The 17,897-nt window shown below is 32.1% G+C and carries 13 protein-coding genes; 11 read left to right on the forward strand and 2 right to left on the reverse strand.

Annotated elements, in window-relative coordinates:
• The first annotated feature begins 11 nt into the window (after positions 1–11).
• Positions 12–1,094 (forward strand): bifunctional 3-deoxy-7-phosphoheptulonate synthase/chorismate mutase type II, encoded by a 1,083-nt coding sequence (locus EAH81_RS15195; RefSeq protein ID WP_140508582.1) that lies wholly within the window; start codon positions 12–14, stop codon positions 1,092–1,094.
• Positions 1,095–1,179: 85 nt separating this feature from the next.
• Here the strand turns inward: EAH81_RS15195 and EAH81_RS15200 are convergent, their stop codons facing one another.
• Both EAH81_RS15200 and EAH81_RS15205 read right to left on the reverse strand, forming a co-directional pair.
• Complete coding sequence (locus tag EAH81_RS15200; protein ID WP_140508584.1) at positions 1,180–1,605, reverse strand: hypothetical protein; 426 nt, start codon at positions 1,603–1,605, stop codon at positions 1,180–1,182.
• A 52-nt stretch (positions 1,606–1,657) separates the two neighbouring features.
• Positions 1,658–2,914, reverse strand: a complete 1,257-nt coding sequence (locus EAH81_RS15205) for a C10 family peptidase (RefSeq protein WP_140508586.1) — start codon at positions 2,912–2,914, stop codon at positions 1,658–1,660.
• A gap of 280 nt (positions 2,915–3,194) precedes the next feature.
• Here EAH81_RS15205 and rsgA point away from each other — a divergent pair, with 280 nt between their 5' ends.
• The 10 genes from rsgA to queA all read left to right on the forward strand — a co-directional run bounded on the left by rsgA (position 3,195) and on the right by queA (position 17,764).
• A complete protein-coding gene (gene rsgA, locus EAH81_RS15210) occupies positions 3,195–4,172 on the forward strand; it encodes a ribosome small subunit-dependent GTPase A (RefSeq protein ID WP_140508588.1) in 978 nt (325 codons plus the stop codon).
• A gap of 131 nt (positions 4,173–4,303) precedes the next feature.
• Positions 4,304–4,756, forward strand: a complete 453-nt coding sequence (dtd, locus tag EAH81_RS15215; protein WP_140508590.1) for a D-aminoacyl-tRNA deacylase — start codon at positions 4,304–4,306, stop codon at positions 4,754–4,756.
• Between the two features lie 86 nt (positions 4,757–4,842).
• Positions 4,843–6,750, forward strand: a complete 1,908-nt coding sequence (locus tag EAH81_RS15220; protein WP_140508592.1) for a DUF3857 domain-containing protein — start codon at positions 4,843–4,845, stop codon at positions 6,748–6,750.
• Between the two features lie 4 nt (positions 6,751–6,754).
• Positions 6,755–8,776, forward strand: a complete 2,022-nt coding sequence (locus tag EAH81_RS15225; protein WP_140508594.1) for a DUF3857 domain-containing protein — start codon at positions 6,755–6,757, stop codon at positions 8,774–8,776.
• Between the two features lies 1 nt (position 8,777).
• A complete protein-coding gene (locus EAH81_RS15230) occupies positions 8,778–10,793 on the forward strand; it encodes a DUF3857 domain-containing protein (protein WP_140508596.1) in 2,016 nt (671 codons plus the stop codon).
• 1 nt (position 10,794) lies between these two features.
• The gene (locus EAH81_RS15235; protein WP_140508598.1) at positions 10,795–12,711 is read left to right on the forward strand and encodes a DUF3857 domain-containing protein; all 1,917 of its coding nucleotides are present in this window, start codon (positions 10,795–10,797) and stop codon (positions 12,709–12,711) included.
• 1 nt (position 12,712) lies between these two features.
• Positions 12,713–14,707: a DUF3857 domain-containing protein gene (locus EAH81_RS15240; RefSeq protein ID WP_140508600.1), complete on the forward strand. Its 1,995-nt coding sequence runs from the start codon at positions 12,713–12,715 to the stop codon at positions 14,705–14,707.
• Between the two features lie 2 nt (positions 14,708–14,709).
• Entirely contained in the window at positions 14,710–15,036 is a 327-nt protein-coding gene (locus EAH81_RS15245; protein WP_140508602.1) for a nucleotide pyrophosphohydrolase, read from the forward strand.
• Positions 15,037–15,169: 133 nt separating this feature from the next.
• Positions 15,170–16,393 (forward strand): 3-phosphoshikimate 1-carboxyvinyltransferase, encoded by a 1,224-nt coding sequence (locus tag EAH81_RS15250; RefSeq protein ID WP_140508604.1) that lies wholly within the window; start codon positions 15,170–15,172, stop codon positions 16,391–16,393.
• A 321-nt stretch (positions 16,394–16,714) separates the two neighbouring features.
• A complete protein-coding gene (gene queA, locus EAH81_RS15255) occupies positions 16,715–17,764 on the forward strand; it encodes a tRNA preQ1(34) S-adenosylmethionine ribosyltransferase-isomerase QueA (RefSeq protein WP_140508606.1) in 1,050 nt (349 codons plus the stop codon).
• The last annotated feature ends 133 nt before the right edge of the window (positions 17,765–17,897 follow it).

Here is a 17,897-nt window from a genome sequence, read left to right on the forward strand (position 1 = left end):
TAAAAATTAAGATGGAAAATAAGAAAGAAATGAGAAAGTGGTTAGATGATTTCAATTTAAATCACCCACTTGTGATAGCTGGACCTTGTAGTGCAGAAACGGAAGATCAAGTATTGAAAATTGCGCATGAATTGAAAGATTCAAAAGTTAGTGTATTCAGAGCTGGAATCTGGAAACCAAGAACGCGTCCGGGAGGATTTGAAGGTGTTGGAGAAATTGGTTTAAAATGGTTACAAAAAGCTAAAAAAGAAACTGGTTTATTGATGGGTACTGAAGTTGCAACTGCGGCTCACTGTAAACTGGCTTTAGAACATGATATCGACGTTTTATGGGTTGGTGCGCGTACAACTGCAAATCCATTCGCAGTTCAGGAAATTGCTGATACTTTGAAAGGAACGGATAAAATCGTTTTGGTTAAAAACCCAGTAAACCCGGATTTAGCTTTATGGTTAGGTGGTGTTGAGCGTTTACATATGGCAGGAATCGAGAAATTAGGTGTTATTCACAGAGGTTTCTCTACTTACGAAAAAACAAAATACAGAAATATTCCAGAATGGCAAATTGCTATTGAATTGCAAAATAAATTCCCTGATTTACCATTAATCATCGATCCATCTCACATTACAGGAGATCGTAAAATGATTTTTGAAGTAACGCAAGAAGCTTTAGATTTGAATTACGATGGTATGATTATCGAGACGCACTATGATCCGGACAATGCTTGGTCTGATGCTGCTCAACAAGTTACTCCAGACGCTTTGAAACAGATCATTAAAGATTTGACGATAAGAAAAACGGACGATACTACAGATCAGTACACTCAAAAAATGACTAAACTTAGAGCTAACATTGACGTTCTTGATGCTAACTTATTAGAGTTATTAGGAAAGCGTATGAAAGTAGCTGACGAAATTGGTCAGGTGAAAAAAGATGCAAACGTAGCGATTCTTCAAAACAATCGTTGGAATGAAATCTTAGGAAAAATGATTCTTGAAGGGGAGAAAAAAGGTCTTACTGAAGAATTTGTTTTGAGAATGTTCAAAGCAATTCACCAGGAAAGTATCGGTCACCAAGAGAAAATTTTCAATGCATAATTGAAAAAGGCCTAAAAAGAACAAAGACTATATTCGAGTTTAATCAAACAAGAATATAGTCTTTTTTTTATGAAAAATTCGAAATCTATTTAATAATTATTAAGGGTTTTGATTTTAGTTCTTCCCAAGTATTGTTCTTAAAAATCCACACTTTATCTAAAATCACTGAATTTTCAGATCTTCTGTATTGTGCTTTAATGGTGTCAATGTCAGTTTTATTCCAATGAATGTAGGTCAAAGGAAATTTTTCTGATGAGGAATGATTTAGGAAAATCTTAATAGATTTATTTTCGCTATTAAACGAAACATTATTTGGGTAATCTAATATTGGTGCATCATTGCTTTCTTTATGTTGTAAATTACTTAAACTATATTTAGCAACGATATTTGCAATAGGATATTGATTGCTTCCAAGAAGACTTACACCATTAGGACTTTTAAGCTCAATGTCTATTGTAGCTCCAAAAGAAGCAGATTGCTCAATTTGCCTATCGTCATTAGAAGTTATCATAATTGCTATTAATATTAGAGAAAGAATTTTCAAAATTATCTTATTTAATTATTTAGTGAATATTGTACACCATTTTGTTGCCGTTATTAAAACTGGATGTACCAGGGTTAAAACTTCCAGCAGTAAAATAACCATCGTAACTTCCGTCCCATCCCCAGTTCATGTGGAGCATTGGTACCAATGTTGCGCCGCTACAATTACCATTGTCATCTTTCCAGTAAATAGTATCGCTTCTGTAGCCATCGCAAACCCATAAATGAGCTGAAGTGTTAGAAGGATCTGCACCATATATAAGAACAGGTTGGTTTGTTGATAAATTTGAAATAACAGTATTCACGTTAAAATTTCCAAGATCTGCCGATGAGTAACCGAAAGTATTTTTTAGAGCAGGTGCAATATTTGCCGTCGGGGCTGAAGAAGCTGAACATCCATAAGTCATAGATACTGCTGCGCCAATGTTTTTCATTAAAAGTTGTGTGTCATAAGTCCCTGCACTATATTGTCCATTGTYCGGCATATTTGCCCAATTGTAAGAAGCGGGTATTTGACGATAGCGCATAACTTGTGCCATAGCAGTAGCAACACATCCGGTGGCTCCTTTATATCCCAAATAATAACTATATGAACAATTCAAGGCTAATAAATTGTTATAACCATCTCCCTGTCCCCAAGTAGATCTAATGAAAGGTCCTACTATTACAGTCGTTGACTCTGGACATGTTTTAGGGTCTGGTTCTATTGGTTTTGCAGTAGAGCTATTTTTCGATTGTACATATCCAAGTGATGATACTGTTCTCCATTCTTGTTTTATATCTTCGTTTTGAACTTTAACAGTGTTAATTGTCGCCTGAATTTGATTTTTTTGATTTTCCATCCAAGAAGCGACAGGAGGAATAACAGCGTTGTCATTAGTTTCGAAATTTCCAGTATCTGAATAAGCAAGAATTGGACTTATACGGTTGTCGGCTGCTACGATTAAGAAACCACCCTCATTATAGTTTACAACATAAAAAGTACTTGCTTTTTTTGATGTTTTGTATTCTTTGGTGTTTTTAACTGTTTTTGATTGCTTTAGTCCTTTACTTGTAGGGCTGCCAACTTTAAAGAAGTTTTGAGCAATTAAATTAATGGTTTCAGTTGGGACTTTGTTTTCTGCGTTATAAGAACTGTTTAGATCCTTTGAATCCTCTTTTTCATTGCTACATCCAATTAGGGAGAAGATACCAAGAATTAAAAATAAAACTTTTTTTAGATTCACAGAAAAAAAGCTGTCCTTTCTGCATTGTGGTTTAATTTTGTTTTTTTTCATTGTTTGTTTTTTGGGTTAATAAATAACTAAGTGAGAAATAAATCTGTTATTCGTTGTTAAAAATAGTATAATTTCTGTTAAAAAAGAAGTTGAGGTATGAAACATGATATTTTTTTTACAAAACCAATCGCGGTGTATGTTTTTTAGAGAAAGTTCAAATTTTTATATTATTTACTTAAAAAAAAGTTTGTGATCAGAACAATAGAAAAACAATCATTTATCTTTGCAAAGATTTAGTTTTCAAATCTGAAATCTAAAATCAACAATCTAAAATTAAAGAATGACAGGACTCGTATATAAATCTACAGGAAGTTGGTACACCGTAAAATCTGAAAAAGGTGATTTTATAGAATGCCGTATGAAAGGGAAGTTTAGGATGAAAGGTATCAAAAGTACTAATCCTATTGCTGTAGGTGATATTGTAGATTATGAATTAGAAGAAACTTCGGATGCTTTAACCGGGACGATTTTTAATATTCACGAAAGAAAGAATTACATCGTTCGTAAATCGGTTAATTTATCGCATCAAATGCATATTATTGCGTCGAATATTGATCGTGTTTTTTTATTGATAACGATTAATAATCCGCCAACAACATTCAATTTTATAGATCGTTTTTTGGTAACTGCCGAAGCTTATAATATTGAAACAATTTTGGTTTTTAATAAAATTGACACTTTTGATGAACCAACGCTCGAAGATCAATTGTATATGCAATATGTTTATCAGCAGATAGGCTATAAATGTCTTCGTGTTTCTTCGACTGAAATGAAAGGAATCGAAGAGTTGAAAGACATGATGATTGGCAAAGTAAGTATGTTTTCCGGGCATTCGGGTGTTGGAAAATCTACTTTGGTAAACGCTATGGAACCAACTTTGCATCTTAAAACCAAAACAATTTCTGAAGCAAGTAAACAAGGGCAGCACACGACAACTTTTGCCGAAATGTATGATTTGTCTTTTGATGCAAGAATTATCGATACTCCGGGAATTAAAGGTTTTGGAATTGTCGATATGGAAAAAGAGGAAATCAGCGGTTATTTTCCTGAATTTTTCAAATTAAAAGATCAATGTAAATTTAACAATTGTCTACATAAGGAAGAACCTCATTGTGCCATAAAAGCGGCTTTAGAAAAAGATGAAATTGCATGGTCACGTTATAACAGCTATTTGAAGATCTTAGAAGGTGATGATGAAAATTATCGTACAGATAATTATGATGAGGATCGAAAAGCCAGCGATGAACTAAGGAAGTAATTATTAATTGTTGATGGTTAATTATTGATATCAAACTTTACTTAATCAAAAAACTAATCATCAGAATAATTTCTCAAATAAATAAACGCCAAAATAAAGTAACAATTTACAATTCATAATTAACCATTAAGATGAGAATAGTTCTTCAAAGAGTTTCAGAAGCATCAGTAATAGTGGATGGAAAGAAAACAGCAGATATTCAAAAAGGATTATTAGTCTTAGTTGGAATTGAAGATGCGGATACTCAGGAAGATATTGACTGGCTTGTTGGGAAAATCATAAAAATGAGAATTTTTGGTGATGAAAATGATGTCATGAACTGCTCAGTTCAGGATATAGATGGTGATATCATAGTAGTAAGCCAATTTACACTTCATGCTTCTACAAAAAAAGGTAATCGTCCTTCTTACATTAGAGCTGCAAAACCTGAATTTGCAATTCCTATGTATGAGAATTTTGTAAAATCTTTAGAAAAAGACTTTAATAAAAAAGTACAGACCGGAATTTTCGGTGCCGACATGAAGGTTAATATATTGAATGACGGACCGGTAACGATTTTAATGGACAGTAAAAACAGGGATTAAAAAATAATTAAACAAAGATTAAAAAATAATTAGACGAGTGTTAAAGATTTCTAAAAATAATATATATTTGGCGAAATTACTTACTAATGAAAACCCTTTTTTTTGCGTTACTTTTTTTCTTTGTTACGCTTCTTTCTTCTGCCCAAAAAGGCGAATACCCAGTATCAAAAATTTCCGATAGTCTTAAAGAAAATGCCAATGCTATAGTTCGTTTGGATCAAATGGATATTATCATTGCATCACAGCGTAGTATGACTTTGAAAACGCAGAGAGTTGTAACGGTTTTAAATGAAAAAGGTCTTGGAGATATCAATGCTTATGAGCACTATGACAAAACCAGTGGGATAAAAAGTATTGAAGCAATTGTTTATGACGAGCTTGGTAATGAAATCAAAAAGATTAAAAGAAAAGATTTCAAAGATCAAAGTGCCGTAAGCGGTAGTACTCTTTTCTCAGATAGCCGTGTAGTTTATCTGGATTATACTCCAATTTCATATCCATTTACGATTGCTTATACCAGTGAGGTTGAAACTTCGAATACTGCCTTTATACCAAAATGGTATTTTTTAAGTGGTTATAATGTGAGTATAGAGAAATCCATACTAAATGTTTCTTATCCAAATAACCTTGGATTCAAAAAGAAAGAGTTCCAATTTTCCGATTTTAATATAAAAAAAACTATAGATAGCGATACAAAACTTAGTTATGTTTCCGTAAATCTTTTTGCTAGAAAAGCAGAAGATTATAGTCCTTCAGAAGAAGATCTTTTTCCTAAAGTTATGATGGGACTGGAACATTTTCATTTAGAAGGTGTTGACGGTACAGCTACTACATGGGAAGCATTTGGTAAATGGTATAGCGAAAAAATTCTTGCAGGAACGACAGTTTTGCCCGAAGAAACTGTAACTAAGATAAAAGCATTGGTGGGTGATGAAAAAGATCCAATAAAGAAAGCAAAAATTATTTATGATTATGTTCAGAAAAAATCAAGATATGTAAATATCGCAATTGGCATTGGAGGTTGGAAACCTATGCTCGCTTCTGATGTAGACAGGTTAGGATATGGAGATTGTAAAGCATTGTCAAATTATACAAAAGCACTTTTGCTGGCAGTAGATGTTCCATCATATAATACTATTTTATATGGAGATCGCTATAAGTCAAGTATTCAATCTGATTTTGTTTCAATGCAGGGAAATCACATGATACTGGCAATCCCGAATGGTAATAATTATACGTGGCTTGAATGTACAAGTCAGGATGATCCTTTTGGTTATCAAGGTACTTTTACGGACGACAGAGATGTTTTGGTTGTTAAACCAGAAGGAGGTGTAATTGTTAGAACTAAAGTTTATGAGGATCCGGGTAATACACAAAAAGACAAAGGGACTTATGCAATTGATGAAAATGGAAATTTCTCAGGGTCGATATCAGTTATTTCAGAAGGTTCACAATATAGTTCTAAATCACAAATAGAAACTTTACAACCTACAGAGAAAGAAGCACATTACAAGAAATATTGGGACAACATCAATAATTTGAAATTAGGTAAAATAACTTTTTCAAACGATAAAGAAAATATTCGTTTTACTGAAGATATTCAAGTTAGTGCAATAAGCTACGCGACGATTTCAGGTAACAAAATGATGTTTGCAATTGATGCTTTTAATCAAAGTTCAGGAAATGTCAAACGAATCCGTAATCGTAAAAATCCATTTCAAATTCAACGTGGTTATTTGGATACCGATGAAATCGAAATTAATCTTCCATTAGGTTTTACCATTGAATTTTTGCCTTCAAACTTTGAATTAAAAGGGAAATTCGGAGAATACAAAACCGAAATCATCAAAAAAGAAAACAATAAACTGACTTACAAACGCTCTATGTTTTTAAATAAGGGGAAATATTCAAATAAAGAATATGATGAATATCGCCTTTTTATGGAGCAAGTGTCAAGAAACGATAATGCCAAAATTATTTTAACCAAGAACTAATCAAATGAAATTTATTAAACTTTTTAGTCTTTCAATCCTTTTGTTGTTTATCTCAAAAGTAACGGCACAGGAATTTAAATTAGGAAAAGTGTCCATCGCAGAATTGGAGCAAAAAGTGCATCCTAAAGATTCTTCTGCGGTTGCTGCAGTATTATATAAAAAAGGTAAATCCAGAATTGAATACGATCAAAATGATGGTTTTATCAGTTTGACAGAAGTAGAAACCAGGATTAAAATTTATAAAAAAGAAGGTTATGATTGGGCCAATCAAAGCGTTTGGTATCAAAACTCTGACGGCACTAAGGAGAAAGTTGATTTCTCGGATGCGGTAACATATAATTTAGTAAATGGCAAAATTGAAAAAACTAAACTTGCCAGTAACGGAATTTTTAATGAAGTTATTAGTAAATACAGAGCAGTAAAAAAAATAACAATGCCTAATGTTAAAGAAGGTTCCGTTATAGAATTTAGCTACATTATTAGAAGTCCTCGTGACGGAGTGATTCGTGAATGGGATTTTCAGACTAGTATTCCTGTAAATTACTCGGAATTTAAAACTTATATTCCTGAATATTATGTTTTTAATCCCAGACAAAAAGGATATATTTTTCCTAAAGTAACTGCTGAAAGAAAGAACAGATCAATACTTTTCACGGTTAAAGAAAGATCTGGTGGTGGTGGATTTACGGCTGCCAGAACGGATATTTCTACTGAAAAATTTGATTATTTAGAAAATCAGACAACTTATACGGCAATTGATTTTCCGGCTATGAAGGATGAAGATTTTGTGAATAATATTGATAATTATACTTCAAGTGTTCAGCATGAATTAGCGATGATAAAGTGGCCTAATAGTCCAACAAAATCATTTTCGACAGATTGGAATTCAGTTGTGAAAACAATTTATGAATACGATGATTTTGGTCCTGAATTGAATAAGACGGGTTATTTTGAAGAGGATTTGAAAAAAATATTAGTAGATAAAAACACGAGTGATGAAAAAATACTCGCTATTTTAAATTACGTAAAAACTACTGTGAAGTGGAATGATTATTACGGGTATAGCTGTGATAATGGTGTTAAAAAAGCGTACAAGGAAAAAACAGGAAATATTGCGGATATCAATTTAATGCTAACGGCAATGTTGCGTTATGCAGGTTTGACGGCAAATCCGGTTTTGGTAAGTACTCGTTCTAACGGAATTGCAATTTCTCCAAATAGAACTGCTTTTAATTATGTAATTGCTGCAGTTGAAACTCCAAATGGGAATGTTTTATTAGATGCATCTGCCAAATTTTCAACACCAAATATTCTGCCTTTTAGAGTATTAAACTGGTATGGAAGATTAATTCGTAAAGACGGAACTTCTGAAGAGGTTGATTTGATGCCTAAAAAAGCTTCTGGTGACACTGTTTTCATGACTTATAATCTTGATAGCGAAGGAAAAGTTACCGGTAAGGTTAGAAGACAATGTACTGATTATAATGCGATGATAACCAGAGGTAATATTGATGCTGTAAAGGAAGAGGAGTATTTAGAAAAACTGGAGAATAAAAATGATAAAATAGAAATAAGTGATTATACGAGAACAAATGAAAAAGAGATTTTGTTGCCAACTATAGAGACATACTCTTTTACAGGAAATAATTTAACGGAAGTAATTGGAGGGAAAATATATGTTCGTCCAATGTTGTTTTTTGCAAATGAGAAAAATCCTTTCAAACAAGATATTAGAGAATATCCGGTAGATTTTGGATTCCCATTTGTTGATAAATACAATATTACATTACAAATTCCCGAAGGCTTTACAGCTGAAGTATTGCCACAACCTGTTGTTTATAATATGCAGGATAATTTAGGAAGTTTTAAATTTAATATTATGGCTAACGGAAACGTATTGCAAATAAGTATTCAACATCAAATTAATGAGGCGATCGTTTCTGTTGAACAGTATGAAATGCTAAAAGAATATTACAAAGGAATGATTGCAAAAGAAACGGATAAAATAGTTTTAAAGAGAATATAACATGAAAGTCCAAATTTTAGCAGCAATTTTTTTATTTTCAATTTTTGGTGTTTCAAAAAGCAATGCACAAACTTTTCAATTAGGAAAAGTGTCCGTTGCTGAACTGGAACAAAAAGTGCATCCAAAAGATTCGTCTGCGGTTGCTGCAATATTATATAAAAAAGGCAAAGTAAGAATTGAATATGATCCCAGTGAAGGATTTGTTGCCTTAACAGATGTTGAAACCAGAATTAAGATTTATAAAAAAGAGGGCTACGATTGGGCTACTCAAAAAGTTTGGTATTATAATTCATATGATTTAAAAGAGCGTGTATTCTTTACGGATGCTGTTACTTATAATTTAGTTGATGGTAAAATTGAAAAAACAAAAATTAAAAGTGATGGAACATTTGATGAAGTTATAAACAAATACAGAGGGCAAAAAAAGATTACAATGCCCAATGTTAAAGAAGGATCTGTAATAGAATTTAGATATACGATTAAATGTCCGCGACCTAGTATTATTAGAGCTTGGGATTTTCAGACTAATATTCCTGTAAATTATTCTGAATTTTCAACTTTTATACCTGATTATTATACTTTTAATTTAAGACAAAAAGGATATATTTTTCCTAAAAGTATTGCGCAAAAAAATCCTAAGTCAATACTTTTAACAAGTAAGGAAAGATCTGAAGGGCGCGTTTCAAGCACTACTTTTTCAACAGATAAAGTAGATTATGTAGAGAATCAAACAACTTACAAAGCGATAGATTTTCCGGCAATGAAAGAAGAAGCTTTTGTAAATAATATTGATAATTATATTTCAAGTATTGAATATGAATTGTCTTCGGTAAAATTTCCAAATTCGGCAATTGAAAACTTCTCAACTGATTGGAATTCGGTTACAAAAAGAATCTATGAATACGAGGATTTTGGACCTGAATTGAATAAAACAGGTTATTTTGAAGATGACTTAAAAATACTTCTGGCAGGAAAAAACACACCCGAAGAAAAAATAGCGGTAATTTTAAGTTTTGTAAAAGCCAATGTAAAATGGAATGGATATATGAGCTATGCCTGTGATAGCGGGGTAAAAAAAGCATACAAGGAAAAAACTGGAAATATAGCAGATATCAATTTAATGCTTACAGCCATGTTGCGTTATTCCGGTTTAACAGCAAATCCTGTTTTGGTAAGTACGCGTTCAAACGGAATTGCTTTATTTCCTAACAGAACAGCTTTTAATTATGTTATTGCAGCTGTTGAAACGCCAAATGGAAATATTTTGATTGATGCTACTGAGAAATTTTCTGCTCCAAATATTTTGCCTTTAAGAGTTTTAAACTGGTCAGGAAGGCTGATTAGAAAAGACGGAACATCTGAGGAAATTAATTTAATGCCAGGTAAAACATCAGAAGATACCGTTTTTATGAATTATAGTATTGATGCTGAAGGTAAAATTACAGGAAAAACCAGAAGACAAGGTACAGATTATAATGCTATGGTGACCAGAGATAATATTGATGGTGTAAAAGAAGAAGAATATCTGGAGAAGCTTGAAAATCTAAATAATAAAATTGAAATTAGTGAGTATACCAGAACAAATGAAAAAGACATTTTTTTGCCAACTATAGAAACATACTCTTTTACAGGAAATAATTTAACAGAAGTAATTGGGGGTAAAATATATGTAAATCCTATGTTGTTTTTTACCGATGAAGGAAATCCGTTTAAGCAGGAAGTTCGCGAGTATCCAGTTGATTTTAGCTATCCGTTTTTAGACAAATATAAAATTACAATTCAAATTCCTGAAGGTTTTGTTGTTGAAACTTTGCCCGCTTCAGCAGCCATTAATATGGAAGATAATTTGGGAAGCTTTAAGTTTAATATTGCTGCCAATGGTAATTTATTGCAATTAAGTATTGCACATCAAATAAATGAAGCCATCGTTTCTGCTGAAAAATATGAAATGCTAAAAGAATATTACAAAGGAATGATTGCCAAAGAAACAGAGAAAATAGTTTTAAAGAGAATCTAATATGAAGCTTAAAATTCTGGTAATACTTGTTTTTCTATTTTTTAACATTACAACGAAAGCTCAAAATTCTGAATTAGGAAAAGTTACCATTGCTGATCTTGAACAAAAGTTAAATCCAGCCGATTCTTCTGCAGTCGCTACTATTTTATTTAGTAAAGGAATAGTCAAAATAGGCAGTGATGGTTCTTCTGAAAGTATCTTCCAAAGACGCATAAAAATTTACAAAAAAGAAGGATATGAATGGTCTGATGTTCAGGTGACTTTTCCAGCCGGAAAATCAAGCAATTTAAGTATAACAGATGTTTATACTTATAATCTGATAAATGGTAAAATGGTAAAATCTAAACTAAAAGAAGAAGGAGCATTTATCGATAAAACCAATAAACGTTACTGGATAAAAAAGATAACGTTTCCTGATGTTAAGGAAGGATCTATATTAGAATATAAGGTAAGGAAGCAAGGAGGTTTATATATTGAGGATTGGAACTTTCAAGAAGATATTCCAGTTAATTATTCAGAGTTTAGAACGATAATTCCGGATGCTGTTTCATTTAAAAAAAATGTTAAGGGTTTTTATGCTCCAAAAGTAACCAACCAAATAGCTAATACTTATGGCTATATGGCAAGGGAAACGATTTATGTTGTTCAGAATCTGACGGCTATGAAAGACGAGGATTTTGTTAGTAATGTAGATAATTACCGATCCGGAATTTCTCATGAAATAGAATCTATTCAGGTTCCTGGTCAGTTTTCTCATTCCTTTTCTACAGATTGGCCAACTGTTGTAAAAACGATCTATCAATTTGAAGACTTCGGACCAGAATTAAATAAAACAGGTTACTTTGAAGATGATTTAAATTTACTTTTAAAAGCAAAGGTTAATCCTGATGAGAAAATTAAAGCAATTTTTGATTATGTAAAATCAACAGTAAAATGGAATAACTACGTAGGATATGAATGCGACAAGGGAGTTAGAAAGGCTTATAAAGAAAAAACAGGAAACTGTGCGGATATTAACTTAATGCTTACTGCTATGTTACGTTATGCTGACCTTAAAGCAAATCCCGTATTAATAAGTACACGTTCTAACGGAATTCCTTTTTTTCCAACTATAAATGCTTTCAATTATGTAATTACTTCTGTCGAAACCCCAACTGGAAATGTTCTATTAGATGCAACAGATAAATTCTCTACGATTGGTATTTTACCCTTAAGAGATTTAAACTGGACTGGAAGACTAATACGAAAAGATGGTACATCTGATGAAGTTGATCTAGTACCTAAAAAAATGTCAAGCGATTTGGTGACGATGTGCTATGATATCGATCAAAAAGGAGAAGTTCTGGGAAAAATAAGAAGACAATATTCAGAGTACACTGCATTAGAATTTAGGAATATTGTAGATGAAGAAAAAGAAGATGTTTATCTGGAAAAATTAGAAAATGAAAACAATAAAATCGAAATAAGTGATTATAAAAGAACTAGTGAAAAAGAACTTTTATTACCAATTCTTGAAACCTTTTCATTTGCCGGGACAAATTTATCAGAAGTAATAGGTGAGAAAATTTACATTACTCCAATGTTGTTTTTATTAGAAGATAAAAATCCCTTTAAGCAGGAAGTTCGTGAATATCCGGTAGATTTTGGTTATCCATTTTTGGATAAATACAATATAACAATTCAAATTCCTGAGGGTTTTGTTGTTGAGACTTTACCTGCACCGGCAATTCTTAATATGGAAGATAATCTGGGAAGTTTTAAGTTTAATATTGCTGCCAATGGTAATGCATTACAATTAAGTATTGCTCATCAAATTAATGAAGCGATTGTTTCTACTGAAAAGTATGAAATGCTAAAAGAATATTACAAAGGAATGATTGCGAAAGAAACAGAAAAGATAGTTTTAAAGAGAATATAATATGAAATTCCAAAGTATAGTATTAGTTTTTTTATTTTCAATTTTTAGTGTTTCTAAAAGCAATGCGCAAAATCATGAATTAGGAAAAGTAACTATTGCTGAATTACAGGAAAAATTAAATCCAAAAGACACCACTGCTCCCGCAACAATCTTGTTTAAGAAAGGAAAAACTTTTTTGACTTATAACAAAGACAATGGATTCTCTGCAAACAATGTTTATGAATTTAGAATCAAAATTTACAAAAAAGAAGGACTAAGCTGGGCCAATCAAAAAGTGCGGTTTTATATTGGGTATGAAAATCTAAACGAAGACAGACTAGATTTTTCAGATGCAGTAACTTATAATTTGGAAAATGGAAAAATCGTAAAAACAAAACTGGATAATCAAGGGATTTTTACAAAAAACATAAATAAATATTGGAGTGAAAAAATAATTACGCTGCCAAACGTAAAAGAAGGCTCAATAATAGAATACAAATATGTTCTTAGATCCGAGAATATTGTTAAGCTTCCGGATTTTCAAATTCAGTATGATATTCCCGTAAATTATTTCGAGTATAAAACGGAAATCCCGGAAATGTATATTTATAAACCAATTTTGATAGGACGACAAACAATCGATACCGATTCAAAATTGATTAATGCAGGTCAAAGTTTTGAAAACGAACACAATCAAACCAGCAGACTTTCGTACCGACAAATTAATGCAATTTTTTCCGGAAAAGATATTCCGGCGTTGACCGATGAGCCTTATGTTAATAATCCGGATAATTACAGAGGATCTATTCAGCATGAATTGGAAAGAATCAGATATGTCGATCAACCGGATAAAGATTATACAGTTACATGGGAAGGTGTCGCGACAACAATCTTTAAAGATGAAAGATTTGGAAAAGAACTTAATGAAAGGACTTTTTTACTGGAAGATGTAAAACGATTATTGGCTAATGTTGAAGCCCCGGCAGATAGATTAGATATCATTTTTAAGTTCGTTCAAAATAAAATGAATTGGGACGAAACCAGAGGATGTTATACTGATAAAGGAGTTATAAAAGCCTATAAAGATCAAACAGGAAATGTAGCCGAAATCAATTTTATCCTGATCAATATGCTTAAAATAGCCGGCATAGATGCAAATCCGGTTTTAGTAAGTACAATCGAAAATGGAGTTCCGGTTTATCCCACACGAGCTGGATTTAATTATGTGATTGCCGCTGCCGAAATCGACGGAAAACAAATACTTCTGGACGCAACTCATAAATTTACAGCGACTAATATTTTACCGTTAAATGTTTTAAACTGGAAAGGAAGATTAATTAAGAAAGACGGGGCTTCCCAAGAAATTAATTTAGAACCTGTCACAGCATCCCGGGAAATGTCTAATTTGATGGTTAAGATAGAGGCTAATGGAAAAATGGAAGGAAAAGGAAGGATTCAAAGGACAGATTATGAAGCCTATAATTTTAGAATTCATAATGCTGATAAAAACGAAGAAAACTATCTTGAAAAATTTGAAGAACAGTTAGGAGGTTCAAAAATTTCAAACTATACCATCGAAAATAAAAAGACCAATTTATCAGGTCCGGTTTTAGAAACTTTCACATTTGCATCAGATAATCAGTCTGAAATTATAGGAGGTAAAATATTTATCAATCCTTTATTGTTTTTCACCAGAACCAAAAATCCCTTCAATCAGGAAAATAGACAAATGGCAGTTTATTTTGGATATCCAACGGTGGAAAGATTTGGAATAAATCTGGAAATTCCTGAAGGATATATCATAGAATCTTTACCGGCTTCGATACGTATTTCTTCAGAAAGTAAAGAAATTGTATTCTCATTAAATATTTCAAGTGAGGGAAATAAAATTCAAATTTTGAGTACAAAAGAAATTAACAGTAGTATTTTTGCAGCTGACGCGTACAAAGGATTGAAAGAACTTTTTCAGAAAATGATTGCGAGTCAAAACGAAAAAATTATTCTTAAAAAAATATAATCATGGATTTGAAAAATGCACAGCTTGATGTAGATACCTGGATAAAAGAACACGGTGTTCGCTATTTTAACGAGTTAACCAATATGGCACAACTTACGGAAGAAGTTGGCGAAGTTGCCCGAATTATTGCCCGCAGGTATGGAGAACAATCTGAAAAAGAAAGTGATAAAAATAAAGATTTAGGCGAAGAATTAGCCGATGTTGTTTTTGTAGTTTTATGTCTTGCCAATCAAACCGGAATCGATTTACAAGCCGCTTTTGACAAAAAAATGAATTTAAAATCAATTAGAGATAAAGATCGCCATAAAAACAACGATAAATTAAAATAATTGTGAAATATCACTCATAAGTTTTGAATTATGAGTTTTGAATTTTGAATTATGAATGGGGAGTGGTAAATTGCGGGGCGAATTACGTTTCTAATCATTCATAATTCATAATCTACAATTTACAATAAAAAAAATGAATTTACTACTTCAAACAACTCAATATAACTTACAAGGACAAATTGCAGTAACAGGATCAAAAAGCGAGACAAATCGTTTATTATTGTTGAAAGCATTGTTTCCAAATATTACACTTGCAAATACTTCAAATTCTGATGATAGTGAAGTAATGCAAAAAGCCTTAATAGGAACTGATGAAATTGTAGACATTCATCATGCAGGAACAGCAATGCGTTTCTTAACCGCTTATTTTGCGGTAAATGATGGTCGCGAAGTCGTGATGACAGGTTCAAGCAGAATGCAGGAACGTCCGATAAAGATTTTAGTAGAAGCTTTGGGACAATTGGGAGTAGAGATCTCTTACGAAAAAGAAGAAGGTTATCCGCCAATTAGAATCAAAGGAAAAAAAGTTACAGCTTCAAAAGTAACTTTGGCAGCAAATGTAAGCAGCCAGTATATTTCGGCACTTTTATTAGTAGCTTCAAAATTAGAGAACGGTTTAGAATTGACATTAGAAGGAGAAATTACTTCGATTCCATATATCAAAATGACATTAGCTTTGCTGAAAGATTTAGACATTCAAACCAGTTTTGAAGGAAACGTAATCAAAGTATATCCAAAAAACGAAGTTGTATCCAAAGAAATGGTTGTAGAATCAGATTGGAGTTCGGCTTCTTATTTCTTTAGTTTAGTGGCTTTAGCAGATACAGCTTCAATAACTTTGAGCAGTTACAAAGAAAATAGTTTACAAGGTGACTCAGAATTGGTATCGCTTTATGAGAAATTAGGAGTTCAAACTACTTTTCAGGACAATAAAATGACCTTGGTGAAACAAGAGAATTTTAAATTTGAAACCGTAAATTTTGAACTAAATAATACACCGGATATTGCGCAGACTATTGTTGTAACCTGTTTAGGATTAGGAATTGGCTGTCATTTAACGGGTCTTCATACACTGAAAATTAAAGAAACAGACAGACTTGAAGCACTTAGAATTGAGTTAACAAAATTAGGAGCTAATATTTCAGTAACCAATGATAGTTTGACTTTAGTAGCTTCAGAAAATATCAATCATAATGTAAAAATTGCGACTTACAATGATCACCGTATGGCAATGGCATTTGCTCCTTTAGCGTTAAAAGTACCAATTATTATCGAAAATGCTGAAGTAGTTTCTAAATCATATCCTGATTTCTGGAATGATTTAAAAGCTTTAGATTTTCAAATTTCTGAGTTATAATAATAAACCATATAAGTAATATAAGTTCATTTAAAATAATTGAACATAATTTGAATAGCCTCCAGTTTTAACTGGAGGTTTTTTTATATTTTGTTTTCGGCTTTCGCCAAATTAAAGAATCCAATTAAATGAACTTATTATTACTTATATGGTAAAAAAACGTTTTTTTATGTTGTTAAAACTCCACTGAATCAACGACTTTTAAAAATAAACACCAAAACACTTGACAACGCCTATCTCACAGTCGTATATTTGCACACGATTAAAAATCAGGTCTTCAAATAATCCTGATTGAAAATCTATAACTCATAACTTTCTCAAATGAAATTATCACATTTTCAATTTAATTTACCGAAAGAACTTTTAGCGGAATTTCCAGCAGAAAACAGAGACGAATCTCGTTTAATGGTAATCGATCGTCAAAAACAAACTATAGAGCACAAAATGTTCAAAGATGTTATCAACTATTTTGATGACGGTGATGTTTTAATTCTAAATAATACTAAAGTTTTCCCTGCTCGTTTGTACGGAAACAAAGAAAAAACAGGAGCAAGAATTGAAGTTTTCTTATTAAGAGAATTAAATTCAGAGCAGCGTCTTTGGGACGTTTTAGTTGATCCGGCTCGTAAAATCAGAATTGGTAACAAACTTTATTTTGGTGACGACGATTCATTAGTTGCTGAGGTAATCGACAACACAACTTCTCGTGGTAGAACTTTACGTTTTTTATATGACGGTTCTTATGAAGAATTCAGAAATAAACTAACAGAACTTGGAGAAACTCCAATTCCTAAATACATCAATAGAGAAGTAACTGCAGAAGATGCTGAAAGATACCAAACTATTTATGCAAAAGAAGAAGGAGCGGTAGCTGCACCAACTGCAGGTTTACACTTCTCAAAACACCTTTTGAAAAAATTAGAAATCAAAGGAATTAATTTTGCTGAAGTAACATTACACGTTGGTTTAGGAACTTTTAATCCGGTTGAGGTTGAAGATTTATCTAAACACAAAATGGATTCAGAAGAATTGATTATCAAACAAGAAGCTTGCGATATCGTAAATGCAGCTAAAATTGCTAAAAAACGTATCTGTGCTGTTGGAACAACTTCTATGCGTGCCATTGAAAGTTCAGTTTCTTCTCAAAATACTTTAAACCCTTTTGAAGGATGGACAAATAAATTCATTTTCCCTCCTCACGATTTTAGTATTGCAAACTGTATGATTACAAATTTTCACACACCAAAATCAACATTATTAATGATGATTTCTGCTTTTTGTGGACATGATTTAATGAAAAGAGCATACGAAGAAGCAATCAAAGAAGGATACAAATTCTATTCTTACGGAGATGCAATGTTAATTATCTAATTAGATAGTTCAAATAAAATATAAAACCTGTCAGAAATGATGGGTTTTTTTATTTAAAATTGGTTTCATGTTTTTTTGTTTCAGGTTTCAGGTTTGCAGAACGTTAAACTTGAAACCTGAAACCTGAAACAAA

This window comes from Flavobacterium pectinovorum, assembly GCF_006438875.1.
In the GTDB taxonomy this organism is placed as follows: Bacteria; Bacteroidota; Bacteroidia; order Flavobacteriales; family Flavobacteriaceae; genus Flavobacterium; species Flavobacterium pectinovorum_A.